General features: G+C 74.5%; 18 protein-coding genes. 10 read left to right on the top strand and 8 right to left on the bottom strand.

The annotated features are described in order from the left end of the window. Nucleotides 1-25 precede the first annotated feature (25 nt). The 4 genes from AC3AQ1_RS04435 to AC3AQ1_RS04450 all read right to left on the bottom strand — a co-directional run bounded on the left by AC3AQ1_RS04435 (nucleotide 26) and on the right by AC3AQ1_RS04450 (nucleotide 4,433). Complete coding sequence (locus AC3AQ1_RS04435; protein WP_108717981.1) at nucleotides 26-1,348, bottom strand: ATP-binding protein; 1,323 nt, start codon at nucleotides 1,346-1,348, stop codon at nucleotides 26-28. Nucleotides 1,349-1,383: 35 nt separating this feature from the next. Further along, nucleotides 1,384-2,067, bottom strand: coding sequence for a response regulator transcription factor (locus AC3AQ1_RS04440; RefSeq protein WP_108717982.1), 684 nt, complete (start codon nucleotides 2,065-2,067; stop codon nucleotides 1,384-1,386). Nucleotides 2,068-2,134: 67 nt separating this feature from the next. After that, nucleotides 2,135-3,331 carry an adenylate/guanylate cyclase domain-containing protein gene (locus AC3AQ1_RS04445; protein ID WP_108717983.1) on the bottom strand — a complete coding sequence of 399 codons (1,197 nt, stop codon included), beginning with the start codon at nucleotides 3,329-3,331 and terminating at the stop codon, nucleotides 2,135-2,137. 55 nt (nucleotides 3,332-3,386) lie between these two features. Then, nucleotides 3,387-4,433, bottom strand: a complete 1,047-nt coding sequence (locus tag AC3AQ1_RS04450) for a biotin--[acetyl-CoA-carboxylase] ligase (protein WP_108717984.1) — start codon at nucleotides 4,431-4,433, stop codon at nucleotides 3,387-3,389. Between the two features lie 74 nt (nucleotides 4,434-4,507). Here AC3AQ1_RS04450 and AC3AQ1_RS04455 point away from each other — a divergent pair, with 74 nt between their 5' ends. From AC3AQ1_RS04455 to AC3AQ1_RS04495, 9 genes are all read left to right on the top strand, one after another. After that, on the top strand, nucleotides 4,508-6,139 hold the full coding sequence (locus AC3AQ1_RS04455) for an acyl-CoA carboxylase subunit beta (RefSeq protein WP_108719980.1): 1,632 nt from the start codon (nucleotides 4,508-4,510) through the stop codon (nucleotides 6,137-6,139). Next, nucleotides 6,136-6,552 carry an acyl-CoA carboxylase subunit epsilon gene (locus tag AC3AQ1_RS04460; RefSeq protein ID WP_234417763.1) on the top strand — a complete coding sequence of 139 codons (417 nt, stop codon included), beginning with the start codon at nucleotides 6,136-6,138 and terminating at the stop codon, nucleotides 6,550-6,552. The genes AC3AQ1_RS04455 and AC3AQ1_RS04460 overlap by 4 nt, the downstream gene beginning before the upstream one ends. Nucleotides 6,553-6,680: 128 nt before the next feature. After that, entirely contained in the window at nucleotides 6,681-7,340 is a 660-nt protein-coding gene (locus AC3AQ1_RS04465; protein ID WP_108717985.1) for a MarR family winged helix-turn-helix transcriptional regulator, read from the top strand. A gap of 938 nt (nucleotides 7,341-8,278) precedes the next feature. Beyond that, nucleotides 8,279-9,982 carry a DUF885 domain-containing protein gene (locus AC3AQ1_RS04470; RefSeq protein WP_108717986.1) on the top strand — a complete coding sequence of 568 codons (1,704 nt, stop codon included), beginning with the start codon at nucleotides 8,279-8,281 and terminating at the stop codon, nucleotides 9,980-9,982. 8 nt (nucleotides 9,983-9,990) lie between these two features. Further along, nucleotides 9,991-10,755 carry a Maf family protein gene (locus AC3AQ1_RS04475; RefSeq protein WP_108717987.1) on the top strand — a complete coding sequence of 255 codons (765 nt, stop codon included), beginning with the start codon at nucleotides 9,991-9,993 and terminating at the stop codon, nucleotides 10,753-10,755. Nucleotides 10,756-11,004: 249 nt separating this feature from the next. Next, the gene (locus tag AC3AQ1_RS04480; protein WP_108717988.1) at nucleotides 11,005-12,900 is read left to right on the top strand and encodes an acetyl/propionyl/methylcrotonyl-CoA carboxylase subunit alpha; all 1,896 of its coding nucleotides are present in this window, start codon (nucleotides 11,005-11,007) and stop codon (nucleotides 12,898-12,900) included. After that, nucleotides 12,897-13,817 carry an NUDIX domain-containing protein gene (locus AC3AQ1_RS04485; RefSeq protein WP_108717989.1) on the top strand — a complete coding sequence of 307 codons (921 nt, stop codon included), beginning with the start codon at nucleotides 12,897-12,899 and terminating at the stop codon, nucleotides 13,815-13,817. Before AC3AQ1_RS04480 ends, AC3AQ1_RS04485 begins: the two co-directional genes overlap by 4 nt. Before the next feature lie 29 nt (nucleotides 13,818-13,846). Then, nucleotides 13,847-14,854 carry a 2,3,4,5-tetrahydropyridine-2,6-dicarboxylate N-succinyltransferase gene (gene dapD / locus AC3AQ1_RS04490; protein WP_108717990.1) on the top strand — a complete coding sequence of 336 codons (1,008 nt, stop codon included), beginning with the start codon at nucleotides 13,847-13,849 and terminating at the stop codon, nucleotides 14,852-14,854. 106 nt (nucleotides 14,855-14,960) lie between these two features. Next, the gene (locus tag AC3AQ1_RS04495) at nucleotides 14,961-15,917 is read left to right on the top strand and encodes a hypothetical protein (protein WP_108717991.1); all 957 of its coding nucleotides are present in this window, start codon (nucleotides 14,961-14,963) and stop codon (nucleotides 15,915-15,917) included. Nucleotides 15,918-15,927: 10 nt separating this feature from the next. Here AC3AQ1_RS04495 and AC3AQ1_RS04500 read toward each other — a convergent pair whose 3' ends face one another. The 3 genes from AC3AQ1_RS04500 to fdxA form a co-directional block, all read right to left on the bottom strand. After that, the gene (locus AC3AQ1_RS04500; protein ID WP_108717992.1) at nucleotides 15,928-17,238 is read right to left on the bottom strand and encodes a citrate synthase; all 1,311 of its coding nucleotides are present in this window, start codon (nucleotides 17,236-17,238) and stop codon (nucleotides 15,928-15,930) included. Between the two features lie 79 nt (nucleotides 17,239-17,317). Further along, nucleotides 17,318-18,499, bottom strand: coding sequence for a succinyldiaminopimelate transaminase (gene dapC / locus AC3AQ1_RS04505; protein ID WP_108717993.1), 1,182 nt, complete (start codon nucleotides 18,497-18,499; stop codon nucleotides 17,318-17,320). Nucleotides 18,500-18,507: 8 nt separating this feature from the next. Further along, complete coding sequence (gene fdxA / locus AC3AQ1_RS04510) at nucleotides 18,508-18,831, bottom strand: ferredoxin (RefSeq protein ID WP_108717994.1); 324 nt, start codon at nucleotides 18,829-18,831, stop codon at nucleotides 18,508-18,510. A gap of 58 nt (nucleotides 18,832-18,889) precedes the next feature. Between fdxA and AC3AQ1_RS04515 the strand changes: the two genes are divergently transcribed. After that, nucleotides 18,890-19,117 carry a putative acetyltransferase gene (locus AC3AQ1_RS04515; protein ID WP_108717995.1) on the top strand — a complete coding sequence of 76 codons (228 nt, stop codon included), beginning with the start codon at nucleotides 18,890-18,892 and terminating at the stop codon, nucleotides 19,115-19,117. Between the two features lie 56 nt (nucleotides 19,118-19,173). Here AC3AQ1_RS04515 and AC3AQ1_RS04520 read toward each other — a convergent pair whose 3' ends face one another. After that, complete coding sequence (locus tag AC3AQ1_RS04520) at nucleotides 19,174-20,967, bottom strand: VanW family protein (protein WP_108717996.1); 1,794 nt, start codon at nucleotides 20,965-20,967, stop codon at nucleotides 19,174-19,176. Nucleotides 20,968-20,980 lie beyond the last annotated feature (13 nt).

Raw genomic sequence — 20,980 nt, forward strand, 5'->3', positions numbered from 1 at the left:
CCGCATCGTGGCCGCTGCCCGCGCCTCAGGGCCGCCGGCGCCGCCGTCCGACCGCGACCAGCGCCCCCGGCGGCAGCACCCGGTCCGGGTCGAGCTGGGTGGGCACGGCGCTGAGGAAGATCTGGAACACCGCGGGCACCGCCTGCGCGAGCTCGAGCTTCCCGCCGTCGGAGGCCACGAGGTCGCGCGCCAGCGCGAGCCCGAGCCCGGTGCTCGAGCCGCCGGAGACCGAGCGCTCGAAGATCCGCGGTGCGAGGTCCGGCGCCACGCCGTCGCCCTCGTCGCTCACCTCGATCACCACCCGCTGACGGGTCGACGCCGCGCGGCAAGACACCCGCGTCGTGCCGGCCCCGTACTTGAGCGAGTTCTCCAGGAGCGTGGCGAGCACCTGGGCGAGCGCGCCGGGCGTGGCGAGCACCGACGTCGTGCCCGCGTCCTCGAACACGAGGGTGCGCCGCGCCTTCGTGTAGGTGGGCCCCCACTCGTCGTTCTGCTGGTCGAAGACCTCGCGCAGGTGCACGACCTGCGTGGTGCCGCCGGCCTGCTTGCGCGAGGAGGACAGGAGGTCGTCGACCACTCCGACGAGGCGCTCGACCTGCTCCAGCGCGACCCGTGCCTCCTCGCTCACCTCCTCGTCATGACTCATCAGCTGGATCTCCTCCAGCCGCATCGACAGCGCCGTCAGCGGCGTGCGCAGCTGGTGGGAGGCGTCCGCGCTGAACTGCCGCTCGGCGGCGAGCCGGGCCGCGAGCCGGTCGGACGTGCGGCCGAGCTCGGCGGCGACCAGGTCGATCTCCTCGATTCCGGTCTCGGCCATCCGGGGTCGCACCTGGCCCGAGCCGAGCTGCTCGGCCGACGCGGCGAGATAGATGAGGGGCGCGGCGAGCCGGCGCGCCTGGAAGCGCGCCAGGGCTACGGCGGCGGCCGCCGCGACGCCGGAGGCGAACGCGACGAAGACGACCACCTCGCCCATCCGCCACGCAACGGCGTTCCCGGAGATCCCGACCCAGACCTCCGCACCCGAGGCGGTGGTGATGTTCCGCGCGACCTGCTGGGTCGGCAGCTCGGGGCCGACCGTCACGACCGAGCCGCGCGGCGGGGTCACGACGATCCGCATGGGCAGCTCGTTGCCGTCCGACACCCAGTCCATGAGCAGGTCTTCGGTGACCGGCTCGTTGATCGCGACGCGGCGCTCGACGGCGCGCGCCACCGCCTGGGCGCGCACCTCGAGGTTGCCCTCGATGCCACGCCGGACCGTCAGCGCCGAGAGCACCGCGACGGGGACGCCGATGAGCACGATCGCGACGAGCACCGAGGCGACCGTCGCCTGGAGGAATTTGCGCTGCACCGTTCCTCCCGGATGAGTCGCCTCGGCGCGGCGGACTACGCCGCCGCGTTCTCGAACCGGAAGCCCATCCCGCGCACGGTGGAGATGTACCGCGGCGAGCCGGCGTCGTCGCCGAGCTTGCGGCGCAGCCACGACACGTGCATGTCGAGCGTCTTGGTCGAGCCCGACGGGTCCGAGGCCCACACCTCGCGCATGAGCGCGTCCCGGGAAACCACCGAACCGGCCTCGCGGACCAGCACCCGGAGGAGGTCGAACTCCTTGGCGGTCAGCTGCAACTCGCGCTCGCCCTGGAACGCGCGGTGCGCGCTGACGTCCACCCGGACGTTCTGGGCGACCAGCTCGTCGGCGTCCTCGCCCTCGACGCCGGCCCGGCGCAGCAGCGCACGCACGCGCGCGAGCAGCTCGGCGAGGCGGAACGGCTTGGTCACGTAGTCGTCGGCCCCGGCGTCCAGGCCGACGACGAGGTCGACCTCGTCGGCGCGGGCCGTGAGCACGAGGATCGGGGTCGAGAGGCCCTGGCTGCGGATCCAGCGGGCGACGTCGAGCCCGTCCATGTCCGGCAGGCCGAGGTCGAGCACGAAGAGGTCGGCGCTGTGCGCGCCGTCGATGGCGCCGCGTCCGGTCCCGTGGACGGACACGTCGTACCCCTCGCGAGTCAGGGCGCGAGCGAGGGGCTCGGCGATGGCCGGGTCGTCTTCAGCGAGCAGCACCTTGGTCACCCGGCGATCCTAGTGCAATCGACTCACCAAGTCTGGCTGTGGTCCGGGTATGGTCCCGTCGCGCGCCTCACTCGACGTCGGGCGCCCCGCCCGGTTCTCCGGTTCGCCGGAGCAGGTACGGCGACACCGCGCCGATTCCGTGCACCTGGGCGGGCGGGAGCGCCTCGGCCACGAAGCCCTCGATATCCGGCTCGTGCTCGGCGACGGCCCACGTGACCTCGTCCGTGAGGAGCTGGCCGGCGTGCGCGAGGTCGGCCAGACGCGCCGCGAGGTTGACCGACGGGCCGTACACGTCTCCGGACCGGGACAGCACCCGGCCCCACGTGAGCGCGCCGTGCACCTGGATGGGGACGGCGCCCTCCCGGAAGGTGTCCCGCAGCGCGAACGCGACCGCGAGGCACGTGCCGAGGTCGTCGGACACGAACATCACGCCGTCGCCCAGCGTCTTGACCACGCGCGCGCCCAGCTCGGTGACGACGTCGCGGGCGCGCCCGTCGAACTCCTGCACGAGCGCGCTCAGCTCCGCCGCACCGAGGTGCGCGGTCCGCTGCGTGTAGGACACGACGTCGATGAACCCGATCGCGCGCTCCAGCGGCAGCTCGTCGCCGAGATCGGCCATCCCGGCCCGGCCCACCGAGCGCTCGGTGCGCGTGAGCAGTGCGAGCAGGTGGCGGCGCCACGCGTGGCTCTGCAGGGCCACGAGCGCGTCGATCGTCTGGTCGATGGTGTCCAGCACGACAAGCCGGGCGGACACGTTGTCGAGCACGTAGCGCCGCTCGGCGTCCTCGACGAGGGCCTCGACCTGCCACAGCGACAGGCGGTCCGCCGAGTGCGCGGCGGCCCGGATCAGGGTGCGGAACGCGCCCTCGGACAGCTCCGCCTTCTCCAGCAGCGTGAGCGCCGACCGCAGCGCGTCCGCGTCGGCGTGCGTGAACACCCGGCTCGACGCCGGCTCCCCCGCGAAGCCCAGCGCCCGCCAGAACTGCAGCACGCGGGCGGCGCTAGTGCCGACCAGCCGGGCGACGTCGTACGCGTCCAGACGGGGCAGCTCGCCGAGCAGGGCGAGCGTCTGGCGCTCGAGGGTGCGCCGACCCTCGTCGGACGCCTCGACCGCGTCCTGCGCGACGGCCGCCTCGACCGCGTCCTGCGCGACGGCGGGCGACACGGCGTCCTCGGCCGCGCTGCCGGGGGCGTCACCGGCGCCCGCACCGGGCCCGTCGGTCCCGGCATCGACGCTGCCGGGCAGCCCGTTCACGTCGTCCACGGCCCCGACCCTACCCGCGCCGCCCTCGCCCGCGAGGGGTTCGGCGGACGCCGGGTCAGGCCTCGTCCGGTCGCCTCTCGTCGCTCGCCGGCTCCTCCGGTGCGGCAGCGGTGCGGGTGCCGACGGCGTCGGCGTCCTCGCCTGCTCGGGTGCGCCCGACGGCGTCGGCGTCCTCGCCTGCTCGGGTGCGCCCGACGGCGTCGGGCTCGGCGCGGCGCAGGTGGTGCACGTCGCCCGCCGCCACGGTGACGCGCTCCCCCGCCGCGGTCCGCAGCACGAGCCGCCCCTCGCCGTCGAGCGCCTCGGCGACGCCCTCGAGCGCCCCACCACCGCCGCCGTCCGCCCGGTCAGCGCCGGTGCCCGTCTCCACCCGCACGCGGCGCCCGAGCGTCGCGGACGCGGCCGCGACCTCGTCCGCGAGCGCGGCCTCGCCGGCGGTCCACCGCGGCAGCAGCTCCAGCAACGCCCGCCCGATCCCGTCCAGCACCTCGGCCGGCGAGAGCGCCACACCCGCGAGCGCCAGCGACGTCGCCCACGGCACCGGCAGCGCGCGCTGCCCCAGGTTGACGCCGATCCCCACGACGGCCGCGGGCGCCACGCCCGCTGCCGAGGGGACGACCTCGGCGAGGATGCCCGCGATCTTGCGCGTCGGGCCCCAGCCGGGCAGCGGCGGCTCCACGCCGTCGAGCACCACGTCGTTGGGCCACTTGATCGCGGCGGCGAGCCCCCACCCGCGCAGCACGCGCACGACGGCGAGCGCCACCACCGGCGTGAGGCTCGGCCAGGCGGGGGTCGCCCCGGAGACCTCGGCGGGTGCGACCACGATCGAGACCGTGAGGGCGTCGTCGGCCCCGGTGACCCAGGTTCGTCCGGCCCGACCGTGACCCGCCGTCTGGTGCACGGCGCGCAGGGCCGACAGGTGCGGCCAGTCCTGCGGTGCCGCGCCGCGGGCGGCGACCAGGTCGGCGTTCGTCGAGCCCGCCTCCGCCACGGTCACAAGTCGGGAGAACGCCGTCGCACACTCCTCGGCGAACTCGGCGAACTCGGCGACCTCGGTGCGCGCTCGCTCGTACGGTGCCGCAGCGGCGGTCTCGTCCGTCATGGCTCCACCCTGGCACCGACCCCGTGAGCACCGCGCCCGAGGCCGCGGACCGGTGCAGCGGTAGCCTCGCGTGCGTGAGTGACACCGCAGCCGCCCCGACGAGCGCGCCTCAGCCGACCAGCGCACCCACCGCCGCACCGACCACGGCGAGCAGGCTCGAGGACCTGCACCGCCGTCGCGCCGAGGAGATCGACGCACCGGCCGCGGCGGCGGCCCAGAAGCAGGGCGCGCGCGGCAAGGGGTCGGCGCGCTCGCGGATCGACGCGCTGCTGGACGAGGGGTCGTTCACCGAGATCGACGCGTTCACCCGGCACCGGTCCACCAACTTCGGACTCGCCGCGCGCCGGCCCTATGGCGACGGCGTGGTCATCGGGCACGGCACGATCGACGGGCGCCGCGTCTGCGTCTACAGCCAGGACTTCTCGGTGTTCGGCGGCTCGCTGGGTGAGGTGCACGGCGCGAAGATCGCCAAGATCCAGGACTTCGCGCTGCGCACGGGCGTGCCGCTCGTCGGCATCAGCGACGGCGGGGGCGCGCGCATCCAGGAGGGCGTCGCGGCGCTCACGCAGTTCGCGGAGATCTTCCGCCGCAACGTGGCCGCGTCGGGCGTGATCCCGCAGATCAGCCTCATCCTGGGACCCTCGGCGGGCGGCGCGGTGTACTCCCCCGCGCTCACGGACTTCATCGTGATGGCGGACAAGACGTCGAACATGTTCATCACCGGGCCGGACGTCATCCGCGCCGTGACGGGTGAGGACGTCGGGTTCGAGGAGCTCGGCGGTGGCCTCACGCACAACCAGCGCTCCGGCGTGGCGCACTACCTCGCCGCGGACGAGGCCGAGGCGCTGGAGTACGTCCGCGCGCTGCTGGCGTACCTGCCGTCGAACAACCTGGCCGACCCGCCCTCCTACCCCGAGGAGGCCTCGCTCGAGCGAAGCGACACCGACCTGGCCCTGGACACGCTCGTCCCCGACTCCGACAACCAGCCGTACGACATGCGCGCGGTGGTCGAGGCGGTGCTCGACGACGGCGTCCTGCTCGAGGTGCAGCCGCTCTTCGCGCGCAACGTGCTGGTGGGCTTCGGGCACGTGGAGGGGCACGCCGTCGGGATCGTCGCGAACCAGCCGCAGGTGATGGCCGGCACGCTCGACATCGACGCGGCCGAGAAGGCCGCGCGCTTCGTGCGCACGTGCGACGCGTTCAACGTGCCCGTCCTCACGTTCGTCGACGTCCCGGGCTTCCTGCCCGGCACGGACCAGGAGTGGAACGGCATCATCCGGCGCGGCGCGAAGCTCATCTACGCGTATGCCGAGGCGACGGTCCCGCTCGTCACGGTGATCACGCGCAAGGCCTACGGCGGCGCCTACATCGTGATGGGCTCCAAGCAGCTCGGCGCGGACGTCAACCTCGCGTGGCCGACCGCTCAGATCGCCGTCATGGGCGCCTCCGGCGCGGTGAACATCCTCCAGCGCGGCGCGCTGCGCGCGGTCGAGGAGGCGGGCGGCGACGTCGAGGCGGAGCGGGCGCGCCTCGTGGCGGAGTACAACGACGCGATCGTGAACCCGTGGGAGGCGGCCGACCGCGGCTTCGTCGACGCCGTCATCGCGCCGTCGGAGACCCGAGCGCAGGTGGTGCAGGCGCTGCGCGCGCTGCGCACCAAGCGCGCCGGGCTCCCGGCCAAGAAGCACGGGAACATCCCGCTGTGAGCAGCGACGCTGCCGTCGACCTGGGCGGCGCGACCGGCGCCGACCGGCCCGGGGCGTCCGAGCGCACCCGGCTCGGCGAGGTGTTCGGCGAGATCCCCGACGACGGCGCCACGCGCCCGGGCGGAGCGGCGGGCGCGGACGGGTCGGACGCGGGCGCGTCCGGCGGCCCCACGGGCGACGACGGCGCGGGTGGCCCCGAACCGCTCGTGCGGGTGGTGCGCGGCACCCCCGACGCGCTCGAGCTCGCGGCCCTCATCGCGGGCCTCACGGCGGCCTCGGCCGCGGCGGCCGCCCCCGAGGAGGCCGAGGCCGTGCGGCACCGCTGGACCGACCGGTCCCACCAGCTGCGCCTGGGCGACCGCGGCCTGCCCGCACGCGGGCCGGACTCCTGGCGCTGGTCGCTTCATCCTTGAGAGTCGGCGAGACGCCGTACGCGCGGCGTTCATCCCGGCGGTTGTCCCACGCCCGCGCCGGCGGAACGTTGTCCACCGCGCTCACCCGGACGCCGACCTCGGAGGCCGACGGCAGGCACGCTCGGGGCATGGACGTGCCGTACCACGATGCAGACGCCCCCGACGGCATCCCACCAGTCACCACGCCGCGAACCCGGCACGTACTCGGTCTCGTCGAGGCGGCCGCATCGCCTCCCGCAGACCTCGGGCACGGCCTCTGGGACGTTCTGGACCCCGTCACCGACTCCCTCGCTGGACGTCTGACCCGCGCAGCGCGGGAGCTCCAGGCTCGCCTCAACGACGATCTCGCCTTCCACGAGGTGACGTTTCCGCAGTGGATGGTGCTCCACGAGGCCGCCCGGAGCGTTCCCACCACACCGGGCGAGGTGGCGGACAGCATCGGCATGGCTCGATCGACGATCTCGCCCGTGGTGCGGGTGCTCGTCGACCGCGGCCTGCTGACACGCAGCGAGGCGTACGCCGACGCGCGCGCCTGCCTCATCCGCGTGACGCATCGCGGAGCGCGTGTGGTGCGAGCAGGGCTTGCCTGCCGCGAGCGGGTCGAGCGCGCGGCCGGGTTCGCGCCCGGCTCCGCGGCCGCACGCGCCCTGCTCGAGGATCTCCGCGCGCTCGAGGACGGACTCGCACAGTCCCGGAGGACTCGGCCTTCTCGCATCCCTCCCGTCACACCGCCGCCGGGCGTCTATCCGCCGGTGTCCGAGTCCGGCTCCGGGGACGACATGCGCTGACCACTCGTGGCGCTACTCGCCGACATACCGAGCGCCGACCCGACGCGGGGCCGGTCCTTCGAGGTCCCGGTTTCGACGAGGACCCGCTCGACGCCCCAGCCGGACGGCAACACACATACCCTCACCACCTCGCCATCCACCCCAGCTCCGACGCGGACCCGCTCGACGTCCCAGCCGGACGGCGGCACACATGTGTCGTGGGTTCGTTCGCACCCTCACCACCTCGCCATCCACCCCAGCTCCGACGGCCTCGGCAGACGGTCGACCAGCTGCGCGCCGTGGCTGACCCGAGCAGCGAGCGACTGTGGGACGCAACGTAAGCCTCGACAGACGGGTCGTCGAGGACCGCCCGGTCCCGCGGACCTGGTCCCGCGAGCCGGTTCCACGCGCCCGGTCCCACGCGCCCGGTCCCGCATGCCCCGACCCCGCATGCCCCGACCCCGCATGCCCCGACCCCGATGGTGAGGCTACGAACCATCCCGAACGCACCTCCGCCCACGCACCCGGTCCCACGCGGTGGCAAGAAGGCACCGAGGTGCGATCCCGCAGGGCTTGTCGACGGCGGATCCTCGGGGAGCCCTCGCCGCGGCGCCCCTCGGCAGTTCTCAATGGTGCCGGGGGGCCGTGCTCGATGATGCGGGTACGAACCTTCCCTAACACACCACAGACCACCGCCCGCGCGACGGCCCGCCGACGACCACGGCCCCAGTACCAGGACCCCCACTACCACGACCCCCGACGACGAGGCCGCTGGTCGGACACGACGCGCGCCGGACGTGCCCACGCTCGGACGTGACTCACGCGGCTCCACCCGCCCCGGGCACCCGGCCGCCCCGACGCAGCCCACGCGCCCTCATGCAGCCCCAAGGGCCACACCAGCCACCAGGCACCCCCACGCGCCCGATGATTCGCGTGGCGCGCCCTCGTACGCTGGGCGAGTGACCGACACCACCCCCACCCCCTCCACCGCCGACGAGGCGACCGCCACCCGCACGCCCACGGCGATCGACGCCGTCGCCGACGCGTACGTCGACACCCTCGCGCGCCTGTCCCCCGGGCTGCGCACCTACCTCGGCCTGCCCGGCGACCAGAGCGAGCTCGACGACGTCTCCCCCGCCGGTCTCGCCGAGCTCGACGCCGAGCGCACCGCCGTGCTCGGCAGGCTGGCGAAGCTGGCGCCGGTCGACGACGTCGACCGCGTGACGCTGGCCGCGATGCGTGAGCGGATCGGCCTGGAGTCCGAGCTCTACGACGCCGGCGAGGCGTTCGCCACGCTCAACAACATCGCCTCACCGCTGCAGGAGGCGCGCGACATCTTCGACCTCATGGCCACCGACACGCCCGAGGACTGGGCCGTGATCGCCACCCGGATGGGGAACGTGCCCGGTGCGCTCGCCGGGTACGTCGAGTCGCTGCGCGAGGGGGCCGCGACCGGCCTGGTGGCCGCGCGCCGCCAGGTCGAGATCGGCATCGCGCAGTCGGAGGAGCTCGCGGCGCCCGAGGGCTCGTTCTGGACGCAGCTCGCGGCGCGCGGCGCGCAGGAGGGCGGCGACGCCGCGGCGCTCGAGGCGGGCGCGGCCCGGGCCCGCGAGGGGTACGCCGCGCTGGCCCAGTTCCTCCGCGACGAGCTCGCGGCGCAGGCACCCGAGCGCGACGGCGTGGGCCGCGAGCGCTACCAGCTGTTCTCCCGCTCGTTCCTCGGCGCGACCATCGACCTCGACGAGACGTACGAGTGGGGCCGCGAGGAGCTCGCCCGCGTCGTCGCCGAGCAGGAGGCTACCGCCGCGGAGCTGTTCGGTGCGGGCACCACGCCCGAGGAGGCGATGGCCCGCCTGGACGCCGACCCGGCCCGCAAGCTGCACGGCACCGACGAGCTCCAGCGCTGGATGCAGGAGACCTCCGACGCCGCCGTCGCCGCCCTGGCCGACACCCAGTTCGACATCCCCGAGCCGGTGCGCCGGCTGGAGTGCTGCATCGCCCCGACGCAGACCGGCGGCATCTACTACACCGGCCCGACCGACGACTTCTCCCGCCCCGGGCGCATGTGGTGGTCCGTGCCGGCGGGCATCACCGAGTTCGGCACCTGGCGCGAGAAGACGACCGTCTACCACGAGGGCGTCCCGGGTCACCACCTACAGATCGGCCAGACCACCTACCGCAGCGCGCTGCTGAACAAGTGGCGCCGCCTGGCGTGCTGGGTGAGCGGGCACGGCGAGGGCTGGGCGCTGTACGCCGAGCGCCTCATGGCCGACCTCGGGTTCCTCGACGACCCGGCGGACCGGCTCGGGATGCTGGACGGCCAGCGGATGCGCGCCGCGCGCGTGGTGCTCGACATCGGCGTGCACCTGGGCAAGCCCGCCCCCGCCGAGCTCGGCGGCGGCACGTGGGACGCCGACAAGGCCAAGGAGTTCCTCTTCGCCAACGTCAACATGGGCGAGGGCTTCGTGCTCTTCGAGCTCGACCGCTACCTCGGCTGGCCGGGACAGGCGCCCGCGTACAAGGTCGGCCAGCGCCTCTGGGAGAACATCCGGGACGAGACCCGGGCGCGCGAGGGCGCCGACTTCGACCTCAAGGCCTTCCACCGCCGCGCGCTCGACGTCGGCTCGGTCGGCCTCGACGTCCTCGCGCAGGCGCTGCGCTGAGCACTCCCGTGAGCGAGCCGACGACGGCGGCGCCCACCTCGGGCGCCGCCGTCACCCTGGTCCTCGCGTCCGCGTCGCCGGCCCGGCTCACGACGCTGCGCCGCGCCGGCGTGGAACCCGTCGTCGTGGTCTCCGACGTCGACGAGGACGCCGCCCTCGAACGTGCCGCCGCGGACGCCGGACACCCGCTCGCCGTCGCCGAGCAGGTCGCCGTGCTCGCCGCCGCCAAGGCGGCCGCCGTCGCGCGTCGGCTCGGGGCCGGCCCGCGCGCAGCGGGCGACGACGCCGGGTCGGGCCGAGTGCTCGTGCTCGGCTGCGACTCCCTGCTGGAGGTGGACGGCCGGGCGCACGGCAAGCCGGCGACGGCGGAGCGCGCCACCGCGCGCTGGCGCGCCCTGAGCGGACGCTCGGGCGTGCTGCACACCGGGCACCACCTCCTCCTGCTCGAGCCGCCCGGCCCGCGTCAGGCAGCCGGGGCGACCGCGGCGGCCCGGCCCGCCGCGCACGCGGCCGTCAGCAGCACGAGGGTGCACTTCGCCGAGGTCGACGAGGAGGAGATCGCGGCGTACGTCGCGACGGGCGAGCCGCTCGCCGTCGCCGGTGCGTTCACGCTCGACGGCTACGGCGGCGCGTTCGTGACGGGCGTCGAGGGCGACCACCACGGCGTCATCGGCCTGAGCCTGCCGACGCTGCGAACCCTCGTGCGGGCGCACGGCCTGCGCTGGACCGACCTGTGGGCCGCCCCGGGCGACCCGGGCCCCGAACCGGCCTGATCGCTCCCCGAGCCGGCCTGCGGCGTCGACCGCGTGCCGTCAGCCTGGTGGACGCGTTGGCCGCACCCCACGACCGCCGCCTGCCCACCGGCGCCCTGGAACCGCATCCGACGCCCGGCGTTTGTCGATGTCCTACAACCACACGGCCGGGACCTTGCCGCGCGACACAGACTTGTCGACGCGCCCCCGAGCGCATTGGGGCCGACCGGCGCAGGGCGTTACCGTGGGCCGACCCGAGGAGGAGTGTGCATGTCGGTCGAGACGCACGACGAGGTGGACCCGCAGTCGGCGGACACCTCCCCCCACCGCATCACCCGCCCGGTCACCCGGGTCCTCGTCGCCAACCGTGGGGAGATCGCGCTGCGGGTGGTCCGCGCGCTGCGTGACGCAGGCCTGACCTCGATCGCCGTGTACGCCGACTCCGACCGGGACGCCCCGTTCGCGCGGCTGGCCGACGAGGCGTTCGCGCTGAACGGCGTGCGGGCTGCGGACACCTACCTGGACGCGGCGAAGCTGCTCGACGTCGCACGCCGCTCGAACGCCGACGCGCTGCACCCCGGCTACGGCTTCCTCTCCGAGAACGCCGACTTCGCACGCCAGGTGGCGGCCGCGGGCCTCACGTGGATCGGCCCGAGCCCGGCCGCGATCGACGCGCTGGGCGACAAGGTGTCCGCGCGCCACATCGCGCAGGCCGCCGGCGCGCCCCTCGTGGCGGGCACCCCCGACCCGGTCACCGACGCGAGCGAGGTCGTCGCGTTCGCCCGCGAGCACGGCCTTCCCGTCGCCATCAAGGCGGCGTTCGGCGGCGGTGGACGCGGCCTCAAGGTGGCCCGCACGCTCGAGGAGATCCCCGAGCTGTTCGACTCCGCGACCCGCGAGGCGGTGGCCGCCTTCGGCCGCGGGGAGTGCTTCGTGGAGCGCTTCCTCGACCGGCCCCGGCACGTCGAGACGCAGTGCCTCGCGGACGCGTACGGCGCCGTGGTCGTCGTGTCCACGCGGGACTGCTCCCTCCAGCGCCGCCACCAGAAGCTCGTCGAGGAGGCCCCCGCGCCGTTCCTCACCGACGAGCAGAACGCCGAGCTCGTCCGCGCCTCCCGGGCGATCCTGCGGGAGGCGCGCTACGAGGGCGCCGGCACGTGCGAGTTCCTCGTCGGGGTGGACGGCACGCTCTCGTTCCTCGAGGTCAACACCCGCCTGCAGGTCGAGCACTGCGTGTCCGAGGAGGTCTCCGGCATCGACCTCGTGCGTGAGCAGCTGCGCATCGCCGCGGGTGAGCCGCTCGGGTACGACCACGTCGACATCCGCGGGCACAGCATCGAGTTCCGCATCAACGGCGAGGACCCGGCCGCCAACTTCCTGCCCGCGCCCGGCACGCCGTCGGCGATCACGTGGCCCGGCGGCCCCGGGGTGCGCGTGGACGCGGGCATCGTGGCCGGTCAGGCCGTCACGGGGAACTTCGACTCCATGCTCGCCAAGCTCGTCGTCACGGGGGCCACCCGCCGGCAGGCGATCGAGCGCGCGCGACGCGCGCTCGCCGAGACCGAGATCGTGGGCCTGCCCACCGTGCTGCCCTTCCACCGCGCCGTGCTGCAGGAGCCGGCGTTCGCCGGTGAGCCCGGCGTCGAGCAGACCGACCTGGGCGTGTGGACCACGTGGATCGAGTCCGAGATGTCCGGGCGGCTCGGCGCGCTCGCCCCGCACACCCCCGCGGCCGCGGCGAGCGCCGCGAGCCCGACGGCCACCGGCACGAACGGTGACGCCGAGGACGGCGCGCTCGAGCGCGTCGTCGTGGAGGTCGGCGGCAAGCGGCTGGAGGTCGTGCTCCCGGCGAGCCTCGGGATCCTCGGTGGCGCGCGGGCACGCCAGCGGCCCGGCCGTCCGCGCCCCCTGGCGCGCCCCGCCGGCGCGGCAGCCGCCGCGGGCGGCAACGCGCTCGCCTCGCCCATGCAGGGCACGATCGTCAAGGTCGCCGTGGCGGACGGCGACGCCGTCGCGGCGGGCGATCTCGTCGTCGTGCTCGAGGCGATGAAGATGGAGCAGCCGCTCGTCGCGCACAAGGCGGGCGTTGTGACCGGGCTGAGCGCCGCCGTCGGGGCCGGCGTCTCCTCGGGCGAGGTGCTCTGCCAGATCATCGCCGCCGAGTGAGCCTCCCGCCCCGCGCGGGTCACCGCGACCCGAACGACGCGTGGGTGGACTGCGCGTGCGGCCGCCGCCACTGGGGCCTGGCCGGGGCGGCCGGCCTGCTGCTGGTCGACGGGTCGACCGCGCCCGACGGCGAGCCGCGCGTCGCGCTGCAGCTGCGGGCCGCCTGGAGTCACCACGGCGGGACGTGGGGGCTGCCCGGCGGCGCCGTGCAGACCGGTGAGGACGCCCTGACCGCCGCCTGGCGCGAGGCGCGCGAGGAGGCGGCGATCCCGCCCGACGCGGGTGCGCCCGCCGCGGTGCGCGTCCTCGACCACGGCACGTGGCGCTACACGACGCTCGTCGCGCGGGTGCACGGGCCGGCGCCCGAGCTGCACCCCCTCGACGGCGAGTCCGCCGACCTGCGTTGGGTGCCCGTCGACGAGGTGGCCGGGCTGGACCTGCTGCCCGCGTTCGGCGAGGCGTGGCCAGCGCTGCGCCGGCTCGTCGAGGCACGACCGACGCTGCTCGTCGACGCCGCCAACGTGGTGGGCGCCCGGCCGGACGGCTGGTGGCGCGACCGCGCCGGCGCCACCGAGCGGCTGCTCACGTCTCTCGCCGGGGGCAGGCGCGAGCTCGCCGCGGGCGCCTGGCTCCCGGGCGCGTGGTTCGACCTCGACGCCGACGGCGTGCGGCCCGACGTCCACGTCGTCACCGAGGGCCAGGGCAACGCCGCGGCGCCGCCCGACGGTGAGCTCACGGTGCACCGCGCGCCGGGGTCGGGCGACGACGCGATCGTCGCCCTCGCCGGCCGCCTGCTCGAGGCCGGTGCGGACCCGCTCCTCGTCGCCACGGCCGACCGGGGGCTGCGCGCACGGCTGCCCGCCACCGCCCGGACCCTGGGACCCGGCGCCCTGCGGGAGACTCTCGAGCGCGGCTGAGCCGCGACCGCCCGACCTATCCTGGCCCCATGACGCGCACTGCCTGGGGCATCGGCCTGGCCACGATCTCCACCCTCGACGACACGGTCCTGGACACCTGGTACCCGAGCCCGGCCCTCGGCGAGCCCGGCCCCGCGTCCCCGTTCGACGTCCCCGCCGCGGTCGCCGCCCTTGAGAGCAGCGACCCCACCCGTCGCGTGGCGCGCACCGTGGTGCGGACGACGATCGACCTGGACGCGCCCCCGGAGTCGGCGCAGGACGCGTACCTGCGCCTGCACCTGCTCTCCCACCGCCTCGTGACCCCGAACTCGATCGCGCTCGACGGGATCTTCGCTCGTCTCGCCAACGTGGTCTGGACGAGCGCGGGCCCCTGCTCCCCCGTCGACTTCGAGACGACCCGCGCGCTGCTGCAGGCGCACCACCCGGGCCTCACGGTGCACGGCGTCGACAAGTTCCCGCGGATGACCGACTACGTCCTGCCCGACGGGGTCCGCATCGCCGACGCCTCGCGCGTCCGACTCGGGGCGTACCTCGCTCCGGGGACCACGGTGATGCACGAGGGCTTCGTGAACTTCAACGCCGGTTCGCTGGGCGTCGCGATGATCGAGGGGCGCGTCTCGCAGGGCGTCGTGATCGACGACGGCACGGACATCGGCGGCGGCGCGTCGATCATGGGCACGCTCTCGGGCGGCGGGACCGCGCGCGTGGTGATCGGCCGACGCAGCCTGCTCGGCGCCAACGCCGGCCTGGGGATCAGCCTCGGGGACGACTGCGTCGTCGAGGCCGGGCTCTACGTGACCGCGGGCACCAAGGTCACGGTCCTCGGCGACCGGCAGGCGCTCGAGACTCTGTGCACGGCCGTCCCGGACCTCGCGACCGCCCGGCGCGACGAGGCCGGCCGTCCGGTGGTGTCGGCCCGCACCCTCTCCGGCGTGGACAACGTGCTCTTCCGGCGCAACTCCCTCACCGGCGGCGTCGAGGTGCTGCCGCGCGCCACGCGGACCGTCGAGCTCAACGCGGCGCTGCACGCGCAGTGACCCACGCCCGCTCCGCGCCGGCGGCCACCCGGTCGACCTCACCGGCGGCCCGTCCGTCCACAGGCCCGGCGGCCCGACCGGCCCGACCGGCCCGACCGGCCCGACCGTGAGCGCCCGCCCCCGCCGCACGCGGCCGCGCGGTCCGGGCCGGCGGGCGCTGCGCGCCCTGCTCGTGCTCGCCGTCGTGGCGACCGTCGGAGCGGGCGGGGTGCTCGCCGTCGTGCACCTGCTGGGCAGGCTCGAGCCGCAGCGTCCGGTCGTCCAGGCGTGCACCGCCGGTGGCCACACGCTCGCGCCGGACCAGACGGCGAACGCCGCGCTGATCGTCGGCACGTCGGTGCGCCGCGGCCTGCCCGCGCGGGCGGGCACGATCGGGATCGCCACCGCGATGCAGGAGTCGCGGATGCGGAACATCGACTACGGCGACCGGGACTCGCTCGGGATGTTCCAGCAGCGTCCCTCGCAGGGCTGGGGCACGCCCGAGCAGGTGATGGACCCCGTGTACGCGGTGAACACCTTCTACGACCACCTCGTGCAGGTCGACGGGTACCCCGACATGGCGGTGACCGACGCGGCGCAGGCCGTGCAGCGCAGCGCCTTCCCGCAGGCGTACGCGCAGCACGAGGCGCTCGCGCGCGCGTTCGCCTCCGCGCTCGCGGGATGGACGACGGCGGACCTCACCTGCACCCTGACGGCTCGCGAGGGCACGCCCGACGGCGTGGCGCAGGCCGCGTCGGACCGCCTCGCCCGCGACCTCGGGGTCACGGGAGCGCTGCGCGCGGCGTCCGACGGCGAGCTCGCCCCGGACACGGCGGCGGCGCTCGGCGCGGCGTCGGGCGGGTCCACCGTGCAGGTGCTCACCGTGGACGCGAACGCCCTCGGCACGGAGGTGGACCGCCTCGCATGGGCCGTGGCGCAGTCCGGCGTCGCGGCGGCGAGCGAGACGGGCGTGGCGCGCGTCGCCGTCGCGGACCAGGTGTGGGACCGCGCCGACGGCGTGTGGCGCGCGCTGCTCGACGGCGAGCAGCCCCAGCCCGCCGGGCAGGTGCTGCTCGCGCCGTGAGCCGGCTCCGTCAGCGGTCGGCGACGTCCACGTAGTCGCGCTCGCCGGGGCCGGTGTAGACCTGGCGCGGCCGGGCGATCTTGGTGGACGGGTCGTTCATCATCTCGCGCCACTGCGCGATCCACCCGGGCATCCGGCCGAGCGCGAACAACGGCGTGAACATCGAGGTCGGGAAGCCCATCGCGCGGTAGATCAGGCCGGTGTAGAAGTCGACGTTCGGGTAGAGCTTGCGGGAGACGAAGTAGTCGTCGTGCAGCGCGACCTCCTCGAGCTCCATCGCGATGTCGAGCAGCTCGTCCCGCTTGCCGAGGGCCTCCAGCACCGAGTCCGCCGCCTGCTTCACGATCGCCGCGCGCGGGTCGTAGTTCTTGTACACGCGGTGGCCGAAGCCCATCAGCCGGGCGCCGCTCTTGCGGTCCTTGACCTGGTTGACGAACGTCGCGACGTCGCCGCCGTGGTTGTCCCGGACGTCCTCGAGCATCGAGAGCACGGCCTCGTTCGCGCCTCCGTGCAGCGGGCCCGAGAGCGCGTTGATGCCCGCGGCGACGGAGAGGAACAGGTTCGCGTGCGCCGACCCGACGTTGCGGACCACGGACGCCGAGCAGTTCTGCTCGTGGTCGGCGTGCAGCACGAGGAGCTTGTCCATCGCGGCGACGACCTCGGGTCCGAACTCCGGGCCGCGCACCTCGTGCAGCGCCATCCGCAGGAAGTCGGCGACGTAGCCGTTCTCGGGCTCGGCGTCGGGCATCCGCTGACCGCGCGCGTGCCGCAGCACGTACGCCACGATCGTGGGGAGCTTGCCGAGCATGAGCACGGTGGCGAGCTCCTCCACCTCCTCGTTCTTCACGTCGAAGACCTCGGGGTAGAACCCGGGCAGGGCGGAGACGGCGCTGGCGATGATCGCCATCGGGTGCGCGTTGCGGGGGAAGGACGAGATCAGTCGGCGGAAGTCCTCGTGCAGGTGGGTGTGCCGCAGGACGCGGGTCTCGAACGCGTTGAGCGCGGACCGGGTCGGCAGCTCGCCGCGGCCGAGCAGGTAGGAGACCTCGAGGTAGTTCGACTTCTCGGCGAGCTGCTCGATCGGGTAGCCGCGGTAGCGCAGGATGCCGACGTCGCCGTCGATGTAGGTGATGGCCGACTGGCAGGCCGCGGTGTTCATGAACCCGGGGTCGTAGGTGACGACGCCGGTCTGCGCCAGCAGCGAGGAGATCGCGAGGCCGTCGGAGCCCTCCACGGCGGGCACCCGGTCGAACTGGATCTCGGACTCGTTCACCCGGAGGGTGGCTCCGGTACGGGGCGAGGCCTCGGACGTCACCGTCATCGGTTCTCCGTTTCTGCGGACCCGTCGCGAAGGCGCCGGGCGGCGATCATGTCACGGCAAAGAAGTTGCCCCGATTCTCTCACGCCAACGCCCGCAGGCGTTCCGCGGCCGAGGAGATGTTCGCGTCATTTTCCGTGAGCGATACCCGCACGTGGTCCTGTGCGGCGGGGCCGTAGAACTCCCCGGGACCCGCGACGATGCCCAGGTCGGCGAGCAGGTCCATGCTGGCCCAGCACAGCGCCCGCTCGCGGGCGGCGGGCCGCGCCTCCAGCCTCGCGCGCAGTGCCTCCCCGGGGCGTACCCACAGGTACAGGCCCGCCTCGGAGTGGTCGAGCTCGAACCCCGCGGCGAGGAGCGCGGGCAGCAGCAGCGCGCGCCGCGCGGCGTAGCGGGCGGCCTGCTCGGCGACGTGGGCGTCGTCGTCGAGCGCGACCCGCATGACGTGCTGCACGGGCGCGGGCACCATCATCCCGAGGTGCCGGCGCTGCAGGAGCAGCTGGCCCACGAGGTCGGGGTCGCCCGCGGCGAACGCCGCGCGGTAGCCGGCGAGGTTGGACTGCTTGGACAGCGAGTAGACGGCGAGCAGGCCGCGCGGGTCACCGCCGGACACGTCCTCGCGCAGGACGCACGGCACGCCACCACCGCCGGAGACGGCGTCGGTCCAGGGGGACGTCCAGGGCAGCATCGCGTAGCACTCGTCGGAGGCGACGACGGCGTCGGTCGCCCGGGCGGCCCGCACCACCTCGGCCATGGCGGCCGCCGGGAGGACCCGTCCGGTCGGGTTGCCCGGGGAGTTCAGCCACACGAGGGCGACCTCCTCCCGGCCCACCCAGTCCGCGGGGTCGTCGCTGGCCAGCACCTCCGCGCCGGCGAGCCGGGCCCCGATCTCGTACGTCGGGTACGCCTGTGTCGGGATGACGACGACGTCGCCGGGCCCGAGTCCCAGCTGGCTGGGCAGCAGGGCGACGAGCTCCTTGGACCCGATGGTCGGCAGGACCTGATCCGGGGTGAGACCGGTGACGCCGCGGCGCCGGCCGAACCAGTCGACCACGGACTGCCGCAGCGCGGTCGGGCCGGCCACCGTGGGGTAGCCGTGCGCGTCCGAGGCAGTGGCGAGGGCGTCCTGCAGGATCCGCGGGGTGGGGTCCACCGGGGTCCCGATGGACAGGTCCACCAGGCCGTCGGGGTGCGTGGCGGCGCGCTCGCGCAGCGGAACGACGGCGTCCCAGGGGTAGGCGACGCCGAGCGGTGCGAATCCCATCGACCCGCTCAGCTCTCGGTCTGCGGCGGGAGCGCGGCGATCAGCGGGTGGTCGGTCGGGATGAGGCCCAGCTTCGCGGCACCACCGGGGGACCCGATGGAGTCGAAGAACTCGACGTTGGCGGCCGTGAAGGCCGACCACTCCGGCGGCACGTCGTCCTCGTAGTAGATGGCCTCGACCGGGCAGACCGGTTCGCAGGCGCCGCAGTCCACGCACTCGTCCGGGTGGATGTACAGCGAGCGTTCACCCTCGTAGATGCAGTCGACGGGGCACTCGTCGATGCAGGCCTTGTCCTTGACGTCCACGCACGGCTGGGCGATCACATAGGTCACGAGGGGGTCCTTCCCGCCGTCCGCGCCACGCGGCCGGCTCGTCCTAGTATCCCCTGTCGTGACCGAGCCGCTGCGAGCCGGGGACCGCGTCGTCCTGCGCTACCGCCTGTCCGAGGCCGAGGTGGCGGCCGCGCCGGACGGCCCGCACCTGACCGACGTCGTCGGCGTGCTGACGCAGGTCGGCGCCGACGCCGTGGTGGTGGACTCCCGCCGCGGGCCGGTCACGGTGGCGCGTTCCGCCGTCGTGCTCGCCAAGCGCCTGCCGCCGGCGCCGCCGCGCTGCTGACGCCGGCTCGCCGCCCGCGCACCTTCGCTCGTCGGCGGCACGGGGCAGCAAGAGGCTCAGCCGGCGTTCGGATCCGGACCGCAGACGATCTTGTTCCACGGCTGGTAGGTGGTCGTGTACGTGCGCGACTCGACCTGCGAGCCGTCGAGGCCCATGACGACCCGCGTCACGTCGATCGTGAAGCCGTTCGCGCCGCCGGACTCCGGCGTGCACGTGGCGCGCGTGTTGTAGATCGTCTTCGGGCTCGTGATCGCGTACTTGCCACCGGAGGTGATGGTGGTGTCGAAGGTCTTCGTGCCCCACAGCCGCGCGTAGGTCCGGCCGTTCTCGACCCACGCCTGCACGAGCACGCAGTGGTCGGTGCGGTTCTTGAACTGCATGTCGATCTGGCCCTCGAACAGCGTGGCCTCCCGCCCGGGCGGGTAGCGCTCGAACCAGCGCGAGTGCGGCTGGTGCGTGACGTCCTCCAGGCCGGCCTCGAACGAGGCGTTGAACAACGTGGTGGACAGCTGGGACAGCCCGCCGCCCCACGCCTCGGACACGTTGCCGCTCTCCACGACGTGCGACATGAAGAAGCCGGTGCTGCCGTTGATCGGGCCGAGCGTCTTGCTCAGGGAGAACGTGTCGCCCGGCATGAGCAGCGTGCCCGTGACGATCTCGGCGCCGTGCCTGATGTTGTTCGTCCGCGGCACGTCGGTGCCCGCCGGCAGCGGCGTGGAGTACTCCCCGATCACCTCGGTGATCCCGAGCGCCTCGGCGTCGGCGGTGGAGAACTCGGCCTCCTGCGCGGTGAGCTCGAGCGTCGCGGTGCGCTCGGTCGTCGACTGCGCCGCGGCCGTCACCGCCGCCGCGAGCTGCGCGGGGTCGAACCCGGTGCCGTCCTGCGACGGCACGATGGTCGGCGTCCCGTTCGTGAACGTGAAGCTGGCGTCGGTGCTGGCCTGGCCCACGCCCGGCAGGGCCGCGTCGACGAGCTGGGTGAGCTGGTCGGCGTCGAGCTGCAGGACGAACGCGCCGTCCTGCGCCGGGACGGTGGCGATCGCGGTGAGCGCGTCGGGCTCGAGGGTGGTGGTCGCCTCTCCCGCGACGACGGTCACCGGGCCGGACAGCAGCGGGTCGACGATCGTGGTCATCGCGGTGTCCACGGTGGCCTGGTCCATCGTCGGCGCGATCGTGGTGACCGGCAGGTCGAGGGTGTCGGTGGCCGTGAGCCAGGTGTCCTCGATGATCGTGACGGCGGCCTCGACGTCGAGACCCGAGCCGTCCACGGGGTCGGACACCACGGCGGTGCCGTTCGCGAAGGCGATCGTCGCGTCGACCGGCGGGACGGTGACGAAGTCCTCCGCGCCGCTCAGCGCCGCGGTCAGGGCCTCGGAGTCGACGTTCGTCACGGCGTCGGTGTCGACCTGCCCGAACAGCCGCTCGATCACCACGCGCGGGTCCCACGACCGGCCGGTGAGGGCGTCGATCGACGCCTGGGCGTCGACGGCGAGCCCCGCCTGCGTGGGGTCGAGGGTCGCCTCGATGTCACCGACGCGGATCGACAACGGCTGCGTGACGCGGTCGGCGAGCCCGTCCTCGAGCGCGGTGACCGCCTGGGCCGAACCGAGCCCGCCGACCTCGACGCCCGAGACCGTGGCCTCGCGCGGGGTCCGGTCGGCCGTCCAGAAGACCCCGCCGACGTAGGCGGCGGCCAGGACGACGATCGCGATGCCGATGCCCGTGCCGATCCGGCGGCCACGCTTGGAGGGTGCCTCACCCTCCAGGGAGTCCAGCGGGGAGCCGATCTGAGTCGCGCTGTCGGTCACGCGGGTCCCTTCCTCGTCGACCGCGTCGGGCGAGGCGGCCATGCGAATTCTACGG

It is taken from the genome of Miniimonas sp. S16 (genome assembly GCF_057748195.1).

Excerpts from the sequence above, each read along its gene's own strand:
- AC3AQ1_RS04450 (WP_108717984.1), bottom strand. The coding sequence starts at position 4,433 with ATGACGGACGAGACCGCCGCTGCGGCACCGTACGAGCGAGCGCGCACC.
- AC3AQ1_RS04465 (WP_108717985.1), top strand. The coding sequence starts at position 6,681 with ATGGACGTGCCGTACCACGATGCAGACGCCCCCGACGGCATCCCACCA.
- AC3AQ1_RS04480 (WP_108717988.1), top strand. The coding sequence starts at position 11,005 with ATGTCGGTCGAGACGCACGACGAGGTGGACCCGCAGTCGGCGGACACC.
- dapD (WP_108717990.1), top strand. The coding sequence starts at position 13,847 with ATGACGCGCACTGCCTGGGGCATCGGCCTGGCCACGATCTCCACCCTC.
- AC3AQ1_RS04500 (WP_108717992.1), bottom strand. The coding sequence starts at position 17,238 with ATGACGGTGACGTCCGAGGCCTCGCCCCGTACCGGAGCCACCCTCCGG.
- dapC (WP_108717993.1), bottom strand. The coding sequence starts at position 18,499 with ATGGGATTCGCACCGCTCGGCGTCGCCTACCCCTGGGACGCCGTCGTT.
- AC3AQ1_RS04520 (WP_108717996.1), bottom strand. The coding sequence starts at position 20,967 with ATGGCCGCCTCGCCCGACGCGGTCGACGAGGAAGGGACCCGCGTGACC.